This window comes from Halothermothrix orenii H 168, assembly GCF_000020485.1.
GTDB lineage: Bacteria > Bacillota > Halanaerobiia > Halanaerobiales > Halothermotrichaceae > Halothermothrix > Halothermothrix orenii.
The window spans coordinates 2,346,119-2,368,814 of the sequence record NC_011899.1 but is presented as its reverse complement, the minus strand read 5'-3'; the positions used below and the strand labels follow the sequence as shown (position 1 = coordinate 2,368,814).

Annotated in this window: 24 protein-coding genes and 1 pseudogene; 21 read left to right on the top strand and 4 right to left on the bottom strand. The window is 37.3% G+C overall.

What is annotated here, in order from left to right; translation table 11 throughout:
• Positions 1 to 64: 64 nt before the first annotated feature.
• Complete coding sequence (locus HORE_RS11280) at positions 65 to 520, top strand: DUF441 domain-containing protein (RefSeq protein ID WP_015923892.1); 456 nt, start codon at positions 65 to 67, stop codon at positions 518 to 520.
• A 151-nt stretch (positions 521 to 671) separates the two neighbouring features.
• Here HORE_RS11280 and HORE_RS11275 read toward each other — a convergent pair whose 3' ends face one another.
• From HORE_RS11275 to HORE_RS11265, 3 genes are all read right to left on the bottom strand, one after another.
• Positions 672 to 1,874 (bottom strand): MFS transporter, encoded by a 1,203-nt coding sequence (locus HORE_RS11275; protein WP_015923891.1) that lies wholly within the window; start codon positions 1,872 to 1,874, stop codon positions 672 to 674.
• Between the two features lie 239 nt (positions 1,875 to 2,113).
• Positions 2,114 to 2,587: a hypothetical protein gene (locus tag HORE_RS11270; protein WP_015923890.1), complete on the bottom strand. Its 474-nt coding sequence runs from the start codon at positions 2,585 to 2,587 to the stop codon at positions 2,114 to 2,116.
• Between the two features lie 17 nt (positions 2,588 to 2,604).
• Complete coding sequence (locus tag HORE_RS11265) at positions 2,605 to 2,826, bottom strand: hypothetical protein (protein ID WP_041606127.1); 222 nt, start codon at positions 2,824 to 2,826, stop codon at positions 2,605 to 2,607.
• 170 nt (positions 2,827 to 2,996) lie between these two features.
• On the opposite strand from HORE_RS11265, the gene HORE_RS11260 reads away from it, so the two are divergent.
• Positions 2,997 to 3,230: a hypothetical protein gene (locus HORE_RS11260; protein ID WP_015923889.1), complete on the top strand. Its 234-nt coding sequence runs from the start codon at positions 2,997 to 2,999 to the stop codon at positions 3,228 to 3,230.
• 75 nt (positions 3,231 to 3,305) lie between these two features.
• Here HORE_RS11260 and HORE_RS11255 read toward each other — a convergent pair whose 3' ends face one another.
• Complete coding sequence (locus tag HORE_RS11255; RefSeq protein WP_015923888.1) at positions 3,306 to 3,590, bottom strand: hypothetical protein; 285 nt, start codon at positions 3,588 to 3,590, stop codon at positions 3,306 to 3,308.
• 272 nt (positions 3,591 to 3,862) lie between these two features.
• Here HORE_RS11255 and rsmA point away from each other — a divergent pair, with 272 nt between their 5' ends.
• The 19 genes and pseudogenes from rsmA to pstB all read left to right on the top strand — a co-directional run bounded on the left by rsmA (position 3,863) and on the right by pstB (position 22,694).
• The gene (gene rsmA / locus HORE_RS11250) at positions 3,863 to 4,768 is read left to right on the top strand and encodes a 16S rRNA (adenine(1518)-N(6)/adenine(1519)-N(6))-dimethyltransferase RsmA (protein WP_015923887.1); all 906 of its coding nucleotides are present in this window, start codon (positions 3,863 to 3,865) and stop codon (positions 4,766 to 4,768) included.
• Entirely contained in the window at positions 4,755 to 5,234 is a 480-nt protein-coding gene (locus tag HORE_RS11245) for a ribonuclease H-like YkuK family protein (RefSeq protein ID WP_015923886.1), read from the top strand. The genes rsmA and HORE_RS11245 overlap by 14 nt, the downstream gene beginning before the upstream one ends.
• 80 nt (positions 5,235 to 5,314) lie before the next feature.
• Entirely contained in the window at positions 5,315 to 6,124 is an 810-nt protein-coding gene (locus HORE_RS11240) for a sporulation peptidase YabG (protein ID WP_015923885.1), read from the top strand.
• 131 nt (positions 6,125 to 6,255) lie between these two features.
• Positions 6,256 to 6,516, top strand: a complete 261-nt coding sequence (locus HORE_RS11235) for a Veg family protein (RefSeq protein ID WP_015923884.1) — start codon at positions 6,256 to 6,258, stop codon at positions 6,514 to 6,516.
• Positions 6,517 to 6,641: 125 nt separating this feature from the next.
• The gene (locus tag HORE_RS11230) at positions 6,642 to 7,649 is read left to right on the top strand and encodes a chymotrypsin family serine protease (protein ID WP_015923883.1); all 1,008 of its coding nucleotides are present in this window, start codon (positions 6,642 to 6,644) and stop codon (positions 7,647 to 7,649) included.
• Between the two features lie 12 nt (positions 7,650 to 7,661).
• A complete protein-coding gene (locus tag HORE_RS11225) occupies positions 7,662 to 8,612 on the top strand; it encodes a glycosyl hydrolase family 18 protein (RefSeq protein ID WP_015923882.1) in 951 nt (316 codons plus the stop codon).
• Positions 8,609 to 9,583 carry a glycosyltransferase family 4 protein gene (locus HORE_RS11220; RefSeq protein ID WP_015923881.1) on the top strand — a complete coding sequence of 325 codons (975 nt, stop codon included), beginning with the start codon at positions 8,609 to 8,611 and terminating at the stop codon, positions 9,581 to 9,583. The genes HORE_RS11225 and HORE_RS11220 overlap by 4 nt, the downstream gene beginning before the upstream one ends.
• A gap of 171 nt (positions 9,584 to 9,754) precedes the next feature.
• Entirely contained in the window at positions 9,755 to 11,401 is a 1,647-nt protein-coding gene (locus HORE_RS11215; RefSeq protein ID WP_015923880.1) for a Na/Pi cotransporter family protein, read from the top strand.
• A 64-nt stretch (positions 11,402 to 11,465) separates the two neighbouring features.
• Positions 11,466 to 12,146: a response regulator transcription factor gene (locus HORE_RS11210; protein WP_015923879.1), complete on the top strand. Its 681-nt coding sequence runs from the start codon at positions 11,466 to 11,468 to the stop codon at positions 12,144 to 12,146.
• The gene (pnpS, locus tag HORE_RS11205; RefSeq protein WP_015923878.1) at positions 12,130 to 13,914 is read left to right on the top strand and encodes a two-component system histidine kinase PnpS; all 1,785 of its coding nucleotides are present in this window, start codon (positions 12,130 to 12,132) and stop codon (positions 13,912 to 13,914) included. Before HORE_RS11210 ends, pnpS begins: the two co-directional genes overlap by 17 nt.
• A 311-nt stretch (positions 13,915 to 14,225) precedes the next feature.
• Positions 14,226 to 15,047 carry a phosphate ABC transporter substrate-binding protein gene (locus HORE_RS11200; RefSeq protein ID WP_015923877.1) on the top strand — a complete coding sequence of 274 codons (822 nt, stop codon included), beginning with the start codon at positions 14,226 to 14,228 and terminating at the stop codon, positions 15,045 to 15,047.
• Between the two features lie 195 nt (positions 15,048 to 15,242).
• Positions 15,243 to 16,121, top strand: a complete 879-nt coding sequence (gene pstC, locus HORE_RS11195; protein ID WP_143710117.1) for a phosphate ABC transporter permease subunit PstC — start codon at positions 15,243 to 15,245, stop codon at positions 16,119 to 16,121.
• A pseudogene (pstA, locus tag HORE_RS11190) lies at positions 16,118 to 16,997 on the top strand (phosphate ABC transporter permease PstA). Before pstC (HORE_RS11195) ends, pstA (HORE_RS11190) begins: the two are co-directional and overlap by 4 nt.
• A gap of 52 nt (positions 16,998 to 17,049) precedes the next feature.
• Positions 17,050 to 17,490 (top strand): hypothetical protein, encoded by a 441-nt coding sequence (locus HORE_RS11185; protein WP_015923874.1) that lies wholly within the window; start codon positions 17,050 to 17,052, stop codon positions 17,488 to 17,490.
• 9 nt (positions 17,491 to 17,499) lie between these two features.
• On the top strand, positions 17,500 to 19,074 hold the full coding sequence (locus HORE_RS11180; protein WP_345788622.1) for a methyl-accepting chemotaxis protein: 1,575 nt from the start codon (positions 17,500 to 17,502) through the stop codon (positions 19,072 to 19,074).
• Between the two features lie 164 nt (positions 19,075 to 19,238).
• A complete protein-coding gene (locus HORE_RS11175) occupies positions 19,239 to 20,147 on the top strand; it encodes a PstS family phosphate ABC transporter substrate-binding protein (protein ID WP_015923872.1) in 909 nt (302 codons plus the stop codon).
• Positions 20,148 to 20,175: 28 nt separating this feature from the next.
• Positions 20,176 to 21,051: a phosphate ABC transporter permease subunit PstC gene (gene pstC / locus HORE_RS11170; RefSeq protein ID WP_015923871.1), complete on the top strand. Its 876-nt coding sequence runs from the start codon at positions 20,176 to 20,178 to the stop codon at positions 21,049 to 21,051.
• On the top strand, positions 21,052 to 21,906 hold the full coding sequence (gene pstA, locus HORE_RS11165) for a phosphate ABC transporter permease PstA (RefSeq protein ID WP_015923870.1): 855 nt from the start codon (positions 21,052 to 21,054) through the stop codon (positions 21,904 to 21,906).
• A 26-nt stretch (positions 21,907 to 21,932) separates the two neighbouring features.
• On the top strand, positions 21,933 to 22,694 hold the full coding sequence (pstB, locus tag HORE_RS11160; protein WP_015923869.1) for a phosphate ABC transporter ATP-binding protein PstB: 762 nt from the start codon (positions 21,933 to 21,935) through the stop codon (positions 22,692 to 22,694).
• Positions 22,695 to 22,696 lie beyond the last annotated feature (2 nt).

The window sequence follows — 22,696 nt, the reverse complement described above, 5'->3', positions numbered from 1 at the left end:
AATACTAATTTCCCCTCTGCATACATAAGTATATTCATAAAAACAGTAGAATGGGGGGGAATTGGTGAATATTAAATATTTTCTACTTATAATAACTATCCTTGGTTTCTTAGCCCGCTCCCGTGTTCTGGTAATAGCCGGACTTTTATTATTGACCATATATGAGTTTGAAATAGATTTTGTATTCGAATTCCTGGGGAATAAGGGTATTGAAATCGGGTTAATTTTTTTATTGATGGCTATCCTGTCATCCCTGGTTTTATCACCTGTAGACGGGGAAGTAATTAAGGATAATTTGCTAAGCTGGCAGGGAACAGTTGCCATAATAGCCGGGGTTCTGGCTACTAAGTTTAATGGAATGGGACTTGATTTACTTCAGGAATCCCCTCAGTTTATTTTGGGTATAATCATGGGTTCTTTAGTAGGAATAGTTTTTTTTGGTGGAATACCGGTCGGGCCCCTTATGGCTGCAGGAATCGGGGCTGTTTTATTTAAAATAATAGAGATAATTAAGGGCTGATTTTATAAATGGATTTATTATACAGTCTCTCTGTAGTGCTTATAATTATAGTTTTATATGTTTTTCTCCCGGAAAAAAAGTATGATAGTTATCTTTATTTCATGAGGAGAATCAAGGAAAATTTAAGGTCTAAAAACAAGGAAACCAAACCTTAACCCTGGTTAGGAGTCATACCTTTCTCTGAAATAAAAATCAGAGCTAAAACCATAATTATTCCAGCGATAAGGCTTCCCCCATAGTACATGGTTTTCAGACTTAATTCTTCGAGAAAGGAAAAAGCCGGTGGCCCAATAGCAACCCCGACAAAACGGGCACTGCCGTAAATAGAGGTGATAACCCCCCTCTGGTCAGCTTTTGTGGAACTGGTAACCAGCGTATTAATAGCCGGTAAAACAAGCCCGGTCCCGATGCCGAGCAGAGAGAACAAAACCAGATAGGTGGTTAAAGATTTTATAAAACTGAGGATTATAAGGGCAAGGGGAATTATAATTAAACCAGTAATAATGGAGGCTTTAAAGTATTTTTTTACTTTTTTAAGGATATACCCGTTTATATAAGAGGTTGTTGACATAAACAGAATGGGTATGGCAATTACTAAACCCTTAACAAAACCCTTAATATTATGTTTTGCTTCCAGAAAATCCGAAAAATAGGAGAGAAGTCCAAACAGGATAAAGAGGACAAGCATTCCAGAGAGAATTGTCATTATAAGTGACAGGCCTTTTTCTTTGAATATTTCTCCCACATTTCTAAGATATTTCTTTAAACTTTGCTGCCCTTTTTCTTTAACTTCCTTACCCCAGAACCAGACCCCTGCAGCAATAGGGATAGCTAAAAAGACATAAAAGAAAAAGAGGGCAATCCAGCTGATTAAACCGATGGCTGATCCCAGTATGGGACTGACTACCTTGCCTATTCCATTAGCGGCCTCGATTATCCCCAGGGCCTCACTTCTCTGCTCGGACTGGAAAATATCACCTACCAGAGCCATAACAATGGGGGCTGTTCCGGCTGCCCCGACACCCTGGACGACCCTTCCTATAAGAATAATATTATAGGGATTATCCATAATCAGGGCAGCTACCCCGGAAATAATTCCCCCAAGCCCATATAACAGGAGTGAGGGTACAATTACTTTTATTCTACCGATCTGGTCACACAGATAACCGAGAAAAGGGATTGTAATACCAGCTGATATAGAAAAAACCGTAATAAGAAGACCAACGTGAAATTGGTCGATGTCTAAAGCAGCCTTGATCTGGGGAAATTCAGGTATTAACATGGAATTTCCGAGGACCATGATAAATGGTACTCCACTGAAGGCAACCATCATTAGTTTATATTTACTCTTCATATGTATTGAATTTCCTTTCATATAGTTTTTATTATTCGCATTGTTAATATTTTGCAATAATTTAGCTGAAGACGTTGTGCAGCTGGCAAGAAAATTTAGTTAGTAACAACCCTGAATATATAGAGGAAAAAAATAAATACTATTAATAAGTATGGTTAAGGTTAACTGAAAATATAGCTACCATATTAAGGAAAAGCAGAAGGGATCCCCTTCTGCTTAAAGTTTGAGCCTACTCCAGTCTAGGCTCTTTTTTTTTTAGGAAATTCCCTGTTAACATTATTTTCTCCTGTTTTTTCTGTTTCTATTTCATTATCAGATTCTGGTTCATTTTCTTTTTTGCCAGTATTAAGGGAATTAATAAGGGTTAGAAGGGTTCCTACATCAATGTCAGACCCGGAATTATTGCTACCACTTTTGCTACTACCAAGGGTGCTTATCAATAAAGGAAGTAGTTCCTGGATCCCTGAAGAATTTCCTGTGCCGGTGTTTGCTTTACTTAATAAGCTGGTTATATTACTTATTGAAGAATTGTTACCGGTAATTTCTTTATCTGGTATTGCTGGCAGTGATGACTGTTGATGGACTTTATAAATATCAATTACTTCATGTAATAGCATAAGGCTTAAAATACCGAATAATTCATTGTTATTCATTTCATTTCCTTTTTTCTGGAGGATAGTGGCCAAAACTGTTAAAAGCTGATTTTCACTCATTATAACCCTCCCCTGGTTTAATTGCCACCTGAAACCGCTTTGGCTTCCGCTTTAACAGGCTCAGCAGGTAATGTTTTAAACATTTTTCGTTTATCTTTGTAGTCTTTTTTATGGTCATCATCTTTATCTGATAAAACATTTTGAGTTAAGATAAGTAATATTAAGATTAAGAATAGAATAAAGGGATTATATTCATTAAAATCGTCGTCTTTTTCTCCATTGAAAACCACCATAGGCATTTTTAGTTTCACCCCCGTGTCAAAAATGTTAATGCTATCATAATATATGAGTAGAAACGGATTTTTGTTCAATACAATATAATATTTATTGATATTAAAATTATAGTAACGAAGGGGAATGAAAAACGTATGATATTAAAAGAAAACCTGAAAATAAGGGGGTGTATTAAGTGGCGGAAGAACAGCTTTCTCAGAACAGAGATGACAAAGCTGGATTTATATTTTTTGTAATCCTGATACTTCTCTTATTACAGAATGGAAATTCCTTCAATTCCTATTTTGAATTATTTAATCAGCAAGTCAATAAAGTAAATGGAATTTTTAAAGCCCTATCTGCAACAGCTCAGGGATTACAGGGAGCCGTTGAAGCTCCTCAAAAAGTAATGAAGGAACTGGATATATAAGATTAAAGTTTTTTTAATATAATTTAGATAAAATTAAAATTTGATAGAGCAAGAAAAGAGTAGAGAAATTATTCTCTACTCTTTATTATCCTTGTCTTTGTTTTTTTCTGTAACTTTGTTGGAGGCTTTAATTATATTTTTTAACTGTGATTTTCCTGTAGCCCCATATTCTCCAGCCGGTGAGTTGAGCATAACCTGATCACTAACCATTCCCATCTGCCTGGCTGTATCCCGCTTAATTTTTTCTGATTCGACTTCATCACTTACCACCTGATTAAAATTAATTTCAGTTTCGTTTATTTCCTTGTTTATTTTTTTCAATTTTTCTGTATTATTATTTTTTTCTTTGTTTTTGCTCATTATAGTATCCCCCGTTGTAAATTTAATATATTTTTAACATTATGCCTAATAATATTATATTACCCGGGGTAATTTAATATACTTGAAATAGATAGGTTTTACTAACTGAGCTTAAAGTGAATTTCATGGTAAAAATTAATGTGACACTTTTGCTACCAGAAAAACTAGCAATGGAGGCTCTATGTTTATGTAATAATCCCTTTTTTATAATTTTGCGAGTTCTTCTAAATTGTGTTAAAATAAAATAAATACAAATAATAGGAGAAATAATAATGGATAAAGTTATAGCAACACCCGGTGGTACAAATGAAATAATAAGGAAATACAACTTAAAACTACATAAAGGGCTGGGACAAAATTTTTTAATAGACCAGAACATTGTTGATAAAATAATAAATACAGCTGACCTCAATAATGAGGATATAGTAATTGAAATTGGACCGGGGATAGGGTCCTTAACCCAGAAAATAGTCCCCCGGTCTGGTCGGGTTTTTGCCTTTGAAAAAGACAAGAGGCTGGTTAAGGTTTTAAGAGAGCTTTTTAATGGTTACAACCACCTGGAAGTAATTGGTCAGGATGTTCTTGAGGTTGACTGGAAACATTTCTTTGACAGTAGAGGTATTTCTGACAGGAGCGTTAAAGTACTGGCCAATTTACCATATTACATCACGACCCCGGTTATTATGGGGTTGCTAGAATCTAACATAACATTTTCCTTAATGGTATTGATGGTGCAAAAAGAAGTTGCAGACCGGATGGCGGCAGCTCCCGGGAGTAAAGATTATGGGGCTTTAAGTGTAGCGGTTCAGTATTATGGCGAGGTGGAAATCTTTCATAAGGTTCCACCGACTGTATTTATACCGAGGCCCCGGGTTTATTCCAGCATAATAAAAATTAAACCTCATTCAGAACCTGTATACAGGGTTAAAAATGAGGGTTTTTTCTTCAAAATGGTGAGGGCAATATTTCAGCAGAGGAGGAAAACCTTAAAAAATTCCTTAACCAAATCCTCTGAAATTAAGTTGGATAAGGGTATAGTCACGGAGGCAATAAGAGAGCTTGGGTTAGATCCCCGGATCAGGGGAGAAAAACTAACTATCAAACAGATGGCTATTTTAAGCAATACCTTATGGTACAAAATTTCTGAAGAAGATGGTGAGAATCATGAAATTTACTAGCCCTACCGACGGGACCCTTGATATTAATCAGACCTATCAAACTATTCTGGATTTTATAGAATCTGAGCCAGACAACCAGTATAGACTTATTATAGGAACTGATTCCCAGCCAAGGCTTGAAGAGATTGTATTTGTCACAGCCATCGTGATTTACAGGGTAGGTAGAGGAGGCCGTTTTTTTTATCATAAAGAACGGGAAAAATTTCACCTGAGCATGAAGCAAAGAATTTTTTATGAGGTTTCCAAAAGTCTGGATGTGGCCAGTAAGCTAACTGCCCTTCTGGCTAAAGAAAAGGGGTTTGATGAAGAATTAAAAATAGAAATTCATGTTGATGTTGGTGAAAAGGGCCCTACAAATACAATTATAAAAGAGGTTGTTGGTATGGTAGTCGGGAGTGGTTATGAGGCCATGATCAAACCTGATTCCTATGCTGCTTCTACAATAGCAGATAAATACACCAAATAAACGAAAATGGCACAACAGCATATCCTGCCTCATATTCTAATTATATAGTATATACTTATTGAGAGGCAGGGTTTAAAATAATGTCCTTAAATAAAGGAGATTTTGTTACCCGTCGTTCCCATAACAGGGATCTTGTTTTTCGTATTGAAGATATTAAGAGGGATAAGGTGATTTTGAGGAGTTTCAAATTTAGATTGATGGCCGATGCCCCTCTAGATGATTTAATAAAAGTTGATACAGGTAAGATAACCAGGATCAAAAAAAACCTTCACGAAGAAGCCCTGGAAATTCTCCAGAAATGTAGAAAGCATTTGATTCTTAATACCAGAGTTTTTAGAAACAGTAATAGTGATGCCGTTTATACAGAATACCCTGTCAGGGTCCTGCATCTTGATGGGGATAAAGAGTACCTGAATATATCCCTCCAGAATTATAAAAATTTGGGTTTAAAGGCCCGGGGATTTTTTATCCCGGAAGAAGGCCAACCGGAAAAAATTTCCCGTTATGTAACTAAATATCGGCCTGATATTCTTGTATTAACCGGACATGATGGCGAATTTGGTGATAAAATTTATCATACTTCCCGGTACTTTATTAAAGCTGTAAAAATAGCCCGTAAAATCGAACCGGATCTCGACCAATTAATAATTTATGCCGGTGCCTGTCAGTCTGATTACGATAAATTAATTGAAAGCGGGGCTAATTTTGCCAGTTCACCCCAAAATAAGATGATCCATTTCATGGAACCGGTTTTACTGGTGGAAAAAATAGCTTCAACCCCATTTAACACAGTTGTTCCAGTATCAGAAGTTACTGCCAATAGCATCAGTGGTGAAGGAGCTATTGGTGGTGTAGAAACCCGCGGCAAGCTCAGGAAAAAATACCCGTAATTTTTTTTAAAATAAAATCTTGACAGTTTGCTAAAGGTTTGGTATACTATACTTTCATTTGACTAAAATTTTCTCTATGTGTTATAATATGGATAGTGAAATGATTATCTTTTTCCGAAAGGTGGTAATAAATGGATAAAAATATTCTTGATCAGATCAGACAGAATGTTAATTCCTTTGTGGGAAAAGAAGTTAAGGTTAAGGCGAATCGTGGCCGGAGGAAAGTTTTGGAAAAAGAAGGTGTTCTCGAAAAGACCCATCCCAATATTTTTGTAGTTAAGATAGATGATAATCACCAGGTACGCCGCCTTTCTTACACCTATGCCGACCTTTTAACAGATAATGTGGTAGTTAAAGTAAAAGGTGATAATACCAAAATCGGGATTGTATAATTAAAATTTAAAATAGAATAGAGATTTAGAGGCCAGTAACCGGTTGGTTACTGGTTTTTTTTATTTTGTTCACTAATAGAACCCCTCCTGAATATTATAAAACATCATGACAGGGAGGGAGAATCATGTCTAATATTTCTAAAATAATTTCTAAATATAAAAATGACCTTTTTAACTTAAACCATGTAGTTGGGGTTGGTTATGGTTTAAAAGAAAAAAACGGCAGAAAAACGGGTGAAAAAGCTATTGTAGTTCTGGTTGACAAAAAAGTTCCCCAGCACAGGCTTAAGAGTAAAGATATTGTCCCTTTTTCTGTGGATAATTACCGGACAGACGTAATTGAGATTGGGGAATTAAAATTACAGGATATGAGGACTTCTCGATTAAGGCCTGCCCAGCCTGGAGTCAGCATTGGACATTATAAAATATCGGCCGGGACCTTCGGGGCTCTTGTTAAAGATAAAGAAACCGGGGATTTATTGATACTTTCAAATAACCATGTTTTAGCTAACATAACTAATGGAGTAGATGACCGGGCCAGAAAAGGTGACCCGATATTGCAACCAGGGAGTTATGATAATGGAAACAAACCTGACGATGTAATTGGTTATCTGGAGAGGTTTATTCCTTTAAAATGGAGTTCAGGTAGTGGTAATGTATGCCCTGTGGCTGCAGCCGGGGAAAAAATATTAAATTTTATTTTACATTTATTTAAACCCAGTTATAATATCAGGTTCACGAAAAGTTCCGGGGCTAACATTGTTGATTGTGCCGTAGCCAGGCCTGCTAATGAAAAGGCTGTTAGTGGAAAAATCCTGGAAATAGGAGAAGTTAAAGGGGTAAAAGAACCATCCGTTGGTATGAGAGTACTGAAAAGTGGCCGGACCAGTGGTCTAACACAGGGGGAAGTGAAGGTAGTCTCGGCTACTGTTCAGGTCAAGATGACTGAAACAGAACAGGCTACCTTTGAAGATCAGTTTATTACAGAACCTATGTCAAAACCGGGTGATAGTGGGTCCCTGGTAGTTGATAGAAATAATAATGCAGTCGGTCTATTATTTGCTGGTTCAGAAAAAGCTACGGTCTGTAACAGGATAACAAATGTTCTAGACTCATTAAATATAGAGTTTTAGGGAGGTAGTTTTATGCTGAAAATACTGGGTTACTATCTCTCCGGTAACAGATCTTCCCGGGAGTCTTTTTATCTAAGCTATAGACAATTGTACCAGGTTATCCCAACATGGCTAGAATTAAAAGGTGATGGAAGCCTTCATGTAAAAGATTTTAAAGATGACCTCGAAATATTATCTAAATATAAAACGAGGGAGTCTATCGTTCCCATGGTCCAAAATTTTAATTTAGATTCAAAAGTCAGTAACCAACTTATAAATAATAATGACTATAGAAAAAAGGCTATTGATAATCTTTTGATTTTTATGGGGAAACATGGTTTAAGGAAAATTAATGTTGACCTCGAGGGGGTTAAAGTTTCCTATAAGAAAAACCTGACCCTCTTCATAAAAGAATTAAGTTCTGTATTGAAGGAAAAAGGGTATCACTTAACTATATCTATACCGGCCCGTACTGAAAATACTAAAGATTATAGCTGGTCCGGGGCCTATGATTATGGTAAACTGGGTCTGTTTGTCGATGGAGTAATAATTATGGCCTATGATTATCACTGGAGTGGGGGTCCTCCAGGCCCTGTTTCACCACTACCCTGGGTCCGGGATGTCCTTGACTATGCTATTATTGAAATTCCGGCTACGAAGATATTTCTGGGTCTCCCCTTTTATGGTTATGACTGGGAGCTAAATCAAGATAAACCGGCCCGGGGTTTATCACATCACCAGATTTTTTACCTTATTAAGGAATATGATAGTCAAGTTGAATGGGATCAGGAATTTAATAGTCCATATTTTAGATATAAACAGGATGGAAAATGGCATGAGGTCTGGTTTGAAAATAAAACCAGCCTGGCTAAAAAAATAAAACTGGCTGAAGATTTTCAAATAAACGGTGTTGCCTTCTGGAGACTGGGACTTGAAGATAAAAATTTCTGGAAATTACTTTCAGGAGGTAAAGTTAGAGGGTGAGGGTGCTTTTTGTAGTTAGACCTGATCTGTTTACCGTTAAAGCAGGGGATACTGTACAGGTTTTGATTTTAAAGAAAGCCCTTGAAAAGTTAGGATTAAGGGTTGATTTGAATATTAATAAAGTATCACTGGATGATTTGCATAATTATGATCTCATTCATCTTTTTAATCTGTTACGGGTTGAGGTGTGTGAAAGATTTTTGAGCAATATTAATGTGAATAAACCTGTTTTACTGACTCCAATATACTGGAATATGGAAGAATATTTAAAACACAGTAAGCCCGATTTATTGTACTGGTGGAAATTAACCCAGAAACGGAGAATGGAAGTTTTGACAAAAGTGGATATGGTAGCCCCGAATGCCCACACAGAATGGGACAGGATAAAGTATGATTTCAGGATAGAAAAACCCTGTGAGATAATATATAATGGTGTAGTTCCCTGGAAAGAAAATATAGAAAATTCCCAGAGGGAATATATATTATGTGTGGGGCGAATCCACCCACGGAAAAACCAGTTACAGCTCATAAAGGCTTTAAAGGAATTTAATCTTCCCCTGGTGTTAATAGGTGATATAAATGATCCTGCCTATTTTAGAGAGTGTTTACGTGAGTCTGAAGGGTATAATGTAACAATATATGGGGCAAAGTCGAGGGAGGAGTTGTTTCAGTTTTATTTAAAGAGTAAGATCCATGTCCTGCCGAGCTGGTATGAAACCCCCGGTCTTGTAAATCTGGAGGCTGCCCTGGCGGGTTGTAATATAGTTACTACAGACCGGGGTACAACGAGAGAGTATTTCAAAAATAAGGTAAGTTATTGTTCCCCCCTTGATATTAAAGATATTGCTGACAAGGTAGTTACTGCATATTATACTGAACCTGACCCTGAATTATCTCAATATGTTAAGACTAAATATAATCACAATAGTGTTGCCTATAAAACCATGGAAGTTTATAAAAAACTGATTTAGATTAAGAAGAAGTTTTTTGGATAATTTTAATAATTAAAAAAGCAGCTAAATACAAAGGAAAAATAAAGATTATGTCGAATAATAGTAGTGGTGTTTTAAGAAAAAAGTACTATTATAAAACTAGCTTTATCTATAATATAATATTAAATTATTGGGGAGGGGAATTGGACCTTGTCGTTACAACTGGTTTTTCCTTTGTTGGGTGGGCTAGGCTTATTTATTTACGGTATGAAACAAATGAGTGAGGGGCTTCAAAAGGTGGCGGGTAAAAAGCTCCGTCATTTTCTGGCTATATTAACAACAAGACCCCTGGTCGGGGTTCTGGTGGGTACCCTGGTTACAGCTATTATCCAGAGTAGTAGTGCCACTACGGTTATGGTAGTAGGGTTTGTTAATGCTGGATTGATGACCCTTTCTCAATCAATCGGGGTTATTATGGGGGCTAACATTGGTACGACAGTGACTGCCCAGATAGTAGCCTTTAAACTTGGCGATTATGCTTTCCACACTATAACTATTGGTGCTTTTGCTTATCTATTTTCCCGTAATCAAAAGATACAATATTTGGGACAGGTTTTACTCGGGTTCGGGATTTTGTTCCTGGGGTTAAATACTATGAGTGACACCATGAAACCCCTGCGAGATTCAGTGTATTTCTTAAATTTAATGGAAAACTTCAGTAGTTATCCCCTGCTCGGGGTTCTGGCAGGAATGTTGGTTACCATGGTAATTCAGAGCAGTAGTGCTACCTTTGGTATTCTCCTGGGTCTTGTTTCAGTGGGTGCTATTACTTATCAGGCCGGTATCCCGATTTTGCTTGGTAGTAATATTGGGACTACCATTACTGCAATTTTATCAAGTATCGGGGCTAACCGTTCTGCCAAGAGGGCAGCAGCTGCCCATTTTATTTTTAATGTACTGGGAGCTGGTATTGTAATTGTATTAATATATGTGATCCCTGATTTTACTGATAGTATACATCAATTTTTGATTAAATTATCTAACCTGTTTGGACATACCCCTACTTCAGAAAGGTTACTTGCCAATACACATACCCTGTTTAATGTCCTTAATACCCTGTTATGGTTACCGTTTGTTGGTTTTATGGTTAAAATAGTAAAATCTGTTTTACCAGGTGATGAGGTTGCAGTAAAACGGGGCTTAAATTATCTTGATGAAAGGATGCTAAAGACACCCAGTCTCGCCTTAAATCAGTTGAAGAAAGAAGTTATAAGGATGTATGGTATTACCCAGGAAATGGTCAGGGAATCTATAAAAATATTTAAGGAGGGCCATGATAGTAAGATAGTAAAAGCGGTTCACCATAAAGAAGATATTATAAATGAAATAGAAGAAGACCTGATCAAGTTTATAAGTAGTGTTCCCCGTAATTCTCTATCTGGAGGGGATTTGAGGGTTTTAAATATGTATTATGCCATAATTGATGATATAGAAAGTATAGCTGATGATGCTGTAGAAATGGTAGAACTGGGTAGTTACAGCTGGGAGAATAATCTCAAGTATTCAGATGAAGCCTGGAAGAGCCTTAATGAAAATTTTGATTTAATTTTTGACCTGATTGAGTCTTCATATGAGATGGTTGAGACTGAAAATCTTGAGTTATCAACCCAGATTCTGGATGCTGAAGATAAAATGGATCAATACCAGCTGGAAAACAGGAATTGTCACTTAAAAAGACTTGGTAGTGGTATCTGTGAGCCCGGGGCTGGTATAGTATACCTTGAAATTCTTGATAGATTAGAGCATATCAGTGACCAGGCAGCCGATATTGCCCACAGTATGACAGAAGCTTTATAAATGTTAAGCCTCCTTTGACAGGGGGCTTTTTTTTGTTATACTTAAGATAAAGAGGAGGAGTGTTATGGAGAAAATACTGGTTATAGATGATGAAGAGAATATCAGGGAGCTTATTAAATTTAATTTAGAGACGGCAGGTTACAGGGTAGAACTGGCCGCTGATGGAGAAGAAGGTTGGGACAGGTTGAATGATTCCATAGATTTGATTATCCTTGACTTAATGTTGCCCCGGATTGATGGACTGAGCTTCTGCCGGCAGGTCAGGTCCAATAACCGATTTAAAGATATTCCCATAATCATGTTAACTGCTAAAGGGGAAGAAGTGGACAAAATTATTGGGTTAGAAATGGGAGCAGATGATTATATAACCAAACCCTTTAGCCCCCGGGAACTGGTTGCCAGGATTAAGGCCGTGCTCCGCAGAGTGCAAAAGAATGAAGAAAAGAGTGATAATGAGTTAATAAAAAAAGCTGATTTTGAATTAGATGTATCCAGTCATGAAGCCCGTAAGGGAGGGGAGGTTTTAAACTTAACCCCTAAAGAATTTGATTTATTGCGTCATCTACTGGTAAATTCGGGTAAGGTATTAACCCGTGATATTCTACTTGAAAAAGTCTGGGGCTATGAATATGCAGGGGATACCAGAACTGTTGATGTTCATATAAGGAGGTTAAGAAGAAAGATCGGGGATAATTATATTGTTACCGTGAGAGGGGTGGGGTATAAATTTGTTAAACTGGAATGACCTGAGTATTAAAAATCAATTTCTGGTACTATTTATTGTAACCCAGCTTATTATTATGGGGTTGTTATTTATTTATTTTAACCATAATGAGAGGGAGTTTTACTTAGACCAGCTAAAAATTAACCTTGATCATCAGGGACAGCTTTTATTATTAAATGAGGTTTTCATGGAAGAATATGATAATCCCCGGATACTTGATAAATGGATTAAAAGTATAGGAAGTGATATAGATTCCAGGCTTACTGTAATCGACATGTCAGGAAAAGTACTGGCTGATTCCCATTATAACCCTGTAAAAATGGATAACCATTTAAACCGCCCTGAAATTATTGAATTAATAAATGGTAAGAATTCCTCATACCGAATCAGGAGAAGCAAGACCTTACAACAGCAGATGTTTTATTATTCACTGCCGATTAAAGTCAACGGAAACTTAACAGGATTTTTAAGGTTAAGTAAATCCCTGAATGCAATTAATGAGACCATTGAAAAAAATACCCAGAATTATTTGTTGTTTTTCTTCTTAACTGTTATTCTTTCTTTTATTCTGGCCTGGGGTTTCAGTAACGGTCTTGTTAGACCTTTAAATAAGCTGGGGTCAATGGCCGAGAAGCTAGCCCATGGTAATTTTAAAGAAAGAATAGTCCTCAATAGTTATAATAATGAACTGGGTACACTGGCTCATTCATTCAACTATATGGCCAATGAGCTTGAAAGGAAAATTGAAGAAATATTCCGGGAAAAAAGCAGGACTGAAGCGGTCTTTACCAGTATTGTAGATGGATTAATTGTTACAGATAATGAGAAAAAAATAACCATGGTAAATCCAGCGGCCCGAAAGATACTCGGACTGAATAAAGGTGTTCTCGGGAGAGATATTATTGAGGTTATAAGACATCATAAAGTTGATCAGCTTTTAGAAACTTCTTTAGAAAAAAAGAAAATATTAAAGGAGGAACTTAATTTCCAGACACCAGGGTCAAAAATAATTCGCCTCAATTTTGCTCCCATAGAAAATAAGGAGGGCCAGGTGGCCGGGGGTTTGATAGTTTTAACAGATGTTACCGAACTCAGGCGGCTGGAACAGCTTAGAAAGGAATTTGTTGCCAATGTGTCCCATGAACTGAAGACTCCTTTAACGTCTATTATAGGATATATTGATACCATTATTGACAATGATATAAAGGATGATACTACAATTAAAAGATTCTTAAGTATAATTAAGGATGAAGCTGATAGACTGTATTTATTAATTAAAGATTTACTTGACCTCTCCAAACTGGAGGCAAAAAGGGGAGAGGTCATATTGCAGCCTGGTGACCTTAATAAGATTGTTAAAAAGATTTACCTTATGTTACAGGAACAGGCTGAATCCAAAGATATTGATCTGAAACTGGATATTAAGGAAAAACTACCTTTCGTTTATCTGATTCCTGAACAGATTGAGCAGGTTTTAATTAATCTTGTTGATAATGGTATAAAGTATACTGAACCCGGTGGTCGGGTTATTTTAAGGGCATATGAAGAAAATAATAGAGTTGTTGTTGAAGTTGAGGATAATGGAATAGGAATACCTGAGGAAGATCAGGGGCGTATATTTGAGCGGTTTTACAGAGTGGATAAAGCCAGGTCCCGTTCCATGGGAGGAACCGGGATAGGGTTATCCATCGTTAAACACATAATAAAAAATCATGATAGTGAGATAAAGGTTGAAAGTGAGCCAGGTAAAGGGAGTCTATTCAGGTTTTATTTAAATAAAGTTAACTGATTTCTCTTAAGTCCACTCCGTGGTTTGCCGTCTTTTATATATGGTGGTCTTAACAGCTTTATTTATAAAATCTTAATATATTTTGTATCTGTGTTTAAACCCGTTCATTCTAATGGACGGGTTTTTTATTTGACTTAATTTTTGTATAAAGGATTTCGTTGCCATGTTTGTGGTTTTAATAATTTGATTCTTAATAATCTCTTAACATAACATTTACTCCGTGTTAACCAGATCGTAATATGCCTTTAACATTGTCGTGCTATGATTATAAGCGAACGATAAAATAAAACTGTAAGGGGGAAATTACTTAAATGTTTAATTCAAAGAATTTGATTGCTTTGCTGGTTATTGCATTGGTAACTTTATTGTCAGCCGGAGTATTAGCCTCTGATACTTTGTTTATTCAGGGCTCTTCTACCGTATTACCCATTGCTCAGAAAGCTGCGGAAGTTTATATGTCTAAACATGATGTTCATATTTCTGTGAGGGGTGGCGGTTCCGGTAATGGTATTGCTGCTTTAATTGATGGAGCTGTTGATATAGCAGACGCTTCCCGTTTTATTAAAAACAAAGAGGTAAGTGCAGCTATTGCCAATGGTATTTATCCTGTACCCCATAGAGTAGCCAAAGACTCTATTGCTGTAGTTGTTCACCCCGGTAACCCTGTATCTGACTTAACTGTAGAAGAGTTAAAGGGGATCTACACCGGTAAAATTACTAACTGGAAAGAGCTGGGTGGTAAAGATCAGGAAATAGTTGTTGTCTCCCGTGACTCCAGTTCTGGTACCTTTGCTGTATTTAATGACATTGCCAATGATGGAGAATTAAATAATGAGGCTTTAAGGGTTACCAGCAGGGCTCTGTTACAGGCTTCTAACGGTGAAGCAAGGGCTACAGTTGCTGATACTCCTGGTGCTATCGGTTATATCGGTCTGGGTTACTTAAATGATGATGTAAAAGCTGTAAAATTAAATGGTCATCTGCCAAGTGACTCTCAGTACATGATTGTTCGTCCCTTGTATATGTTTACAAATGGGTGGCCCAGAGGATTAACCAAGAAATTTATTGATTTTATCTTAAGCCCTGAAGGTCAGAAGATTGTTAAAGAAGTAGGTTATGTTCCTTTATACTAAAAGTAAGCCAGAATTAAAAACACACAACAAGAAGTCATATAAAAAACATTAAGTAAGAGTTAACATTACCAATTAGAATACCACCAGATAAGTTTATAATAATATAAGCAACAGTATATGTCATTAAAACAAAGGGGGGATAGTATCCCCCCTCTACAGTTACCTATAAAAAGTATTACAGGGGAGGATGTTATGTTGAACTGGAAAACTAAAGAGAAGTTAATTAAGGGAACCCTGTTTATTTTTGCTTTATCTTCAATTGTGTTTTTAACAGCAATTGTAATAACCCTTTTTAATGAAGGTTTGCCTATATTCAACGAAACAGGCATACTGGAATTTATCTTCGGGCGGGAATGGTATCCTTATTATGATGATTATGGAATTTTACCTTTGATTTGTGCTTCACTATTGGTTACTGTTGGAGCTATGGTGGTTTCGGTACCTCTGGGTATATCTTCTGCAATATTTATATCTTATATTTTACCTGATAAATTAAAAAATTATGTTAAACCAATTGTTGAGTTGCTGGCTGGGGTGCCATCAGTGGTTTATGGTCTTTTTGGTATGAAAATACTGGCTCCTTTTATTAGAGACTTATTTAATTTACCGACAGGTCTTAATGGCTTAACTGCTTCAATTATGCTGGGGATTATGGCTTTACCAACCATATCCAGTCTGGCTGAAGATGCCATATCTTCTGTTCCTAAAAGCTTTAGAAATGCTTCACTGGCCCTTGGTGGAACTAAATGGGAGACAATAAGCAAAGTTATTTTACCAACTGCTTCTTCCGGTATTGTAACAGCTGTTATTCTGGGAATGGGTCGAGCCATCGGGGAAACCATGACTGTCTTGATGGTTGCCGGTGGGGCTTCAGCTATGCCTGATAGTATTCTCAGGCCCCTGAGGCCGATGACAGCTAACATAGCAGCAGAGATGGGAGAGGCACCTGTTGGAAGTGAACACTACCATGCTCTATTTGGGATAGGTATAATTTTGTTTTTTATTACTTTACTTTTTAACATTATCGCCGATATTGCTTCCCAACGTTTTAAAGAGAAGGTGAGTGGATTATGAAAATTAATAAATTACAGTATCGTCATTTAAAACAGAAAATTGCCTTTTCTTTTTTTGGGTTAACTCTGTTTATAGCCCTTGGTATTTTGGCATTAATTATCTTATTTATATTTAAAAGGGGTTTAGCTGTTGTTAACTGGGAGTTTATTACCCAGATGCCCAGGAATGGAATGACTGAGGGTGGGATATTACCGGCTATCCTGGGTTCCTTTTATTTAGTATCAGGTGCAATTATATTTGCAGCTCCCCTTGGGGTTTTTGCAGCAATATAATATGACCGAATATGCTAAAAAAGGTAACAGGGTTGTTCGAATTATCAGGGTTGGTGTGAATAACCTGGCCGGGGTCCCTTCTGTTGTTTTTGGACTATTTGGTCTGGCTATTTTTGTAAAGTTATTCAACTTCGGTGTTTCCATTTTATCTGGGGCATTGACTCTGGGTATAGTTATATTGCCGACCATTATCAGGGCCTCTGAAGAAGCCCTGATGGCAGTACCTGATGAGTATAGAAAAGCTTCCCTGGCTATGGGAGCTACTAACTGGCAAACAATTAAAAATGTAGTTTTACCGGCTGCCATGCCCGGAATACTGACAGGTTGTATCCTTGGAATTGGTAGAGTTGCGGGGGAGACAGCACCCATTTTATTTACAGCAGCAACCTTCTTTTCAATGAGATTACCGGGATCTGTATTTGATGAAGTTATGGCCTTGCCATATCATATTTATGCTCTGGTTACAGCAGGGACATTCCCATCCAAACAGATACCTCTGGCTTATGGCACTGCAGTGGTATTACTGGCCCTGGTCCTGGTAATTAATTTAGTAGCTATAATATTAAGAATTAGATACAGGACAAAAATGAAAAAAAGCTGCTAGTGTTTAATAGGCCCTATCACGGGCCTATATTTTTTAAAATGGGGTGAATATAATGTTAAAATATCTAAGAAAGATATATCCAGACAATATTATCAGATGGATATTAGACTTTAGGCATAGTATTACTGCCAAAGCGGTTTTTATCATGTGGATTATTATTAGTATATCTTTATTTGCCCTGGGTTATATAATAAATGATTCAGTTTCGGAGCGAATTATTGAAGATACAAAAGAAAGGAATTTAGAGATTGCAAAGCTTCTAAAAAGAGAAGTAGATATTAGTATTAAACAGGCGGAAAAGCGGGTGAAGCTGATGTCTGAGAACTATAGTTTTCGTTCCAATGATCAGGTCCATCTGGTAGCCCGTAGAATTTTTGAAGATGAGTTACAACAATCGGATTATTTTGAATCAATATATTTTATCAGTAACAAGGATAAAGTAACAATTATTCCCCGTAAAAAAACATCAAATGAATTTAAAAACCTGGAGTGATATAAAGAAATAAAAAATTCCAGGAAAGCAACCTGGCTTTCTTTACATAAAAAAATAACTGGAAAAGGATATGCAATTACGGTGGCTGTTCCTGTTTTTGATTATAGTGATCAGTATACTGGGGTAATCTGTGCTGATATATCCATTGAATATTTAAAAGATATTATTAAATGGAAACTGGGAGAAACCGGTTATGTTTATATGATTGATAAGAATGGCAACATTATAGCACATCCCGAACATGATGACAACAATAAAAAGATAAATATGGGTAAATATTTTAATATTAACCATATTTATGAATCAAAGAAGGGAGATTTCAATTATTCAGTTGATAATGAAAAATTACTGGTTTCCTATGTAACCCTTGATAAGGTTGGAGCATTGCTGGCCCAGATTCCTGAAAAAGAAGCCTATATAGTTCAGGATTTGATTAAAAATAAAATAATTAAAGTAGGAATTTCTATACTAGTTGTGGTTATGGTCACCATATTTATACTGGTTAGTTTTTATTTAATCAGGCCGGTTTTAAAAATAAAAGATGAAATGCAAAAGGTATCCCGGGGCAACCTGAATGTTGAATTAACAATTAATCATAAAGATGAGCTGGGGATTCTGGCCGGGGCCTTTAAAAAGATGGTTGGCCAGATGAGACATATCATACAAAGTATTGATGATACTGCCAGGCAGGTTGAGAGTGCTTCCCAAGATATGAAAGAATCATCTAATATGATCAGTCAGGTTTCTGAACAGGTGGCTTCTTCTATTCAGGAAGTATCAAGTGGAGCCTATGAGCAGGCCAATAATGTTGAAGAAGTTGAAGAAAAAATAAAAAATCTCTCAGAGCAAATGGAAGAACTAGCTACTACAAATAAACTGGTGGAAGATTTATCATCTGAAATGGATATTGCCAGCATTCAGGGACAGGAAGAAATGACTAAAGTAAAAGAACAAATGGTTAATATTAATGATTCAATCAGTGAAGTAGCTATAAAAATAAAAAACCTGGAGCAGATATCCAGTGAAATAGATTCTATTCTTGAAATTATTAATGGAATTGCTGAACAGACCAACCTGCTGGCATTAAATGCAGCCATAGAAGCAGCCCGGGCTGGTGAGACCGGGAGGGGATTCAGTGTTGTTGCTGAAGAGATCAGGGAATTATCCGAAGAGTCAGCCCGTTCTTCGAGTAAAATAAGGAAATTAATTACCGATATCCACCGGGAAACCGATGAAGTCTCCCGGAAGATGAAAGAAGGGACCCGGCAGATAAAATATGGAGAAGAAGTTGTCCAGTCAGCCAACCAGGCCTTTATTAGAATTAGAGAATCAATTGAGGAAGTTACAGGAGGTATCAAACATTCCAGTACAAATGTCCAGACAGCAAAGGTCCAGAGTGAAGAGATTAGTAGACATATTAAAAGGATAGCGGATATTTCGGAAGAATTTTCTGCCAGTGCAGAAGAAGTTGCTGCTGCCAGTGAAGAGCAAACAGGCTCAATTGAGGAAATAAACAACAGATCAAGGAAATTGTTTCAAATGACCGAGGAATTAAATAAACTTATCAGGAATTTTCAAATTTAAAAATAGATAATAGTAATAAAAAATTGTCCTCTTAATATATTTGCTCTGGTTTACTTTTTGTTAACATTATTTTAACAAAGATGTAACAATAAATTAACTAATAATTGTTATACTAATAACGGATTAAAAGAATTATAGTAATTATATATTAAGGAGGGCAATAAATGAATTTAAAAAAGCTAACAGTATTATTATTGAGCTTAGTTTTAATAGTTGGACTGGCTGGTTGTGGTGGAGGAGGAACCAAACAGCAGGCTTATATTCAAATAAAAGGATCTGATACTGAGGTAAACCTGGTTCAGCACCTGGCAGAGGTATACATGGAGGGTTCAGATACAAAAATTTCGGTTACCGGAGGGGGATCCGGGACAGGTATTGCTGCCCTTATAAACAAAAAAGTTGATATTGCCAATGCTTCAAGAACGATGAAAGAATCAGAAATTAACCAGGCTGAGGAAAATGGTGTTGATCCTGTAAGAATTGTAATCGCTATGGATGGTCTTTCTGTTATTACTCATGAAAAAAATCCTGTAACTGAACTGACTGTTGAACAGATTGGAAAAATCTTTAAAGGTGAAATAACCAACTGGAAAGATGTTGGTGGTCCCGATCAGGAAATATCTCTTTACGGTAGGCAGAGTAATTCAGGAACGTTTGTATTTTTCAGGGATCATGTCCTTAAAGGTGATTATTCCCAGAATATGAAAAGGATGAATGGTAATGCCCAGATTGTTGAAGCCATCAAGGCTGATAATGCAGGAATTGGGTATGTTGGTGTTGGTTATGTAGTTGATGACAACGGTCATGAGATTGAAGGTGTTAACATTGTAAATGTTTCCAGGACAGAAAACGATCCGGCGGTTAGTCCTCTCAAGGCTGAAAATGTAAAAAATGGCAGCTATCCTCTGGCCAGGCCTTTAAACCAGTATGTAAATGGTAAACCTGAAGGAGCAGTTCTTGATTTTATTAAATTTGAGTTAAGTGAAGAAGGTCAGAAAATTGCTGTGGAAGAAGGTTTTTATCCTGTAAGCCCTGAATACCAGAAGCTAAACAAAAAGAATCTTGATTTTTAAATTAAACTGAATGAAGGGGAGGATTTAATTGCGCCGCTGGAAGGAGAAATTGATAGAACTGTTTTTTATGTTAAACGGATTAGTAGTAATTATTGCCCTGGTCAGTATTTTTTATTTACTGATAAAGAATAGCTGGCCGGCTATTCAGGAGCTGGGACTTAAATCCTTTTTCTCTTCAGCCAGATGGAATCCGACTTCTTATAATGAGCCTGGTTATGGCATTCTGGGGCAAATTCTGAGTACCCTGATGGTGACCCTGGGTTCCATGGTTATTTCTGTCCCCCTGGGAGTGGCTACTGCTGCTTATATATCAGAGGTAGCCAGTCCCCGGGCCAGAAGTATTCTTAAACCGGTAATAGAAATACTGGCAGGGATTCCTTCAGTTGTAATTGGGTTTTTAGGAATTGTATTACTGGGACCGGTAATTGCCAGTACTTTTGGATTAAGCAATGGATTAAATGCCCTGAACGGAGCTATTCTCCTGGCCATAATGTCGCTTCCAACTATAATAAGTCTATCGGAAGATGCCATTTCTTCTGTGCCCGATAAATTTAAAAGGGCCTCTCTGGGCCTGGGGGCTAATGACTGGCAAACCCTGACCAGGGTTACAATACCATCTTCACTATCAGGGGTTATTGCTGCTATAATGCTCGGGATGGGAAGGGCTATTGGTGAAACCATGACAGTGTTAATGGCTACCGGTAATGCCCCTGCCCTGCCGGGAGGCTTTTTTGATTCAGTGAGAACAATGACAGCTACAATTGCTATAGAGCTGGGTGAGGTCCCCTATAATTCTACCCATTATTATGCCCTGTTTATGGTGGGACTGGTCCTCTTCATTATGACCTTTATAGTAAATTTAGTTTCTGACATAATTCTTAACAAATACCAGGAGGTAGAGTAAATGTCAGAAGAGATGAAACAAAAGATGGGTTTCGGTATTTTACGGCTTTCAGGGATACTTGTATTATTAATCCTGGGAATAATAATATTTGATATAGTTTCAAAAGGGATCGGGGCCATTAGCTGGGAGTTTTTAACCCGGATGCCTGAAAACGGTATGACTGAAGGAGGAATATTTCCAGCCATTGTAGGGACCTTTTATGTTACTGTTATTACCGCTCTGGTTTCAGTTCCTTTAGGTATGTTTGCTGCTATATATTTAAATGAGTATGCCAGAAAAGGTATATTAACCAGGGTTATAAGAATGGCTATAAGGAATCTATCCGGTGTTCCTTCCATTGTTTTTGGTCTGTTTGGTGTTGCTCTCTTTGTACAGGGTATGGGATTTGGGACATCTATTTTATCAGCAGGATTGACCCTGGGTTTGATGACTTTACCGATAACTATTACAGCCAGTGAAGAGGCTTTAAAAACAGTCCCCCGTTCCTATCGTGAAGGGGCTCTGGCCCTGGGGGCTACCAAGTGGCAGAGTATTAAAACCAATGTTTTACCGGCTGCTATTCCGGGAATGTTAACAGGTTCCATCCTTGGTCTGGCCAGGGCTGCAGGTGAAACAGCTCCTATATTGTTTACCGGAGCTGCTTTTTTCCTGCCCTTTTTGCCTGACTCATTGTTTAGTCAGTTTATGGCTTTACCCTATCATTTATATATCCTGGCTACCCAGCACCATGCTATTGCAAAAGTTCGGCCCCTGGCATATGGTACAGCCATGGTTTTGATAACACTGGTGCTTGTCATCAATTTAGCAGCTATAATTATAAGGGCCAGGTTCAGAAAAAAATTTAAGAAAAAATGAAACAGGGAAGAAAGGGGTAATCAGTCATGTCCGGAAAATTGAAAATAGATGTACAGAACCTTGACTTTTATTATGGGGATTTTAAGGCCCTTAAGGATATTAATCTGCCTATTGAAGAGAATAAAGTTACGGCCCTGATTGGACCATCCGGGTGTGGTAAATCAACTTTTTTGAGGACTTTAAATAGAATGAATGATTTAATTGAAGGGGCCCGGGTAGAAGGAAAGGTTCTTCTGGATGGGGAAAATATATATAGTAAAGAAACTGATGTTGTTGAACTCAGGAAAAGGGTTGGTATGGTATTTCAGCAACCCAATCCTTTCCCAAAATCAATTTACGATAATATTGCCTATGGACCGCGGATTCATGGAATTAAAGACCGGGGAACCCTGGATCAGATTGTTGAGGAAAGTTTACGGGGGGCGGCTCTCTGGGATGAAGTAAAGGATAGACTTAACGAATCAGCCCTGGGTCTTTCAGGTGGGCAACAGCAACGCCTATGTATAGCCAGAGCCCTGGCAGTTAAACCTGAGGTGCTGTTAATGGATGAACCTGCTTCAGCTCTTGACCCTATTGCTACTGCCAGGATAGAAGAATTAATAGATGAACTGAAAGATAATTATACCATTGTTATTGTTACCCATAGTATGCAACAGGCGGCCAGAGTCTCTGATAAAACGGCCTTTTTCCTGATGGGTGAATTAGTAGAATTTGATGAGACAGACATTATTTTTGAAAACCCATCTGACCAGAGGACAGAGGACTATATTACCGGTCGTTTTGGATAATA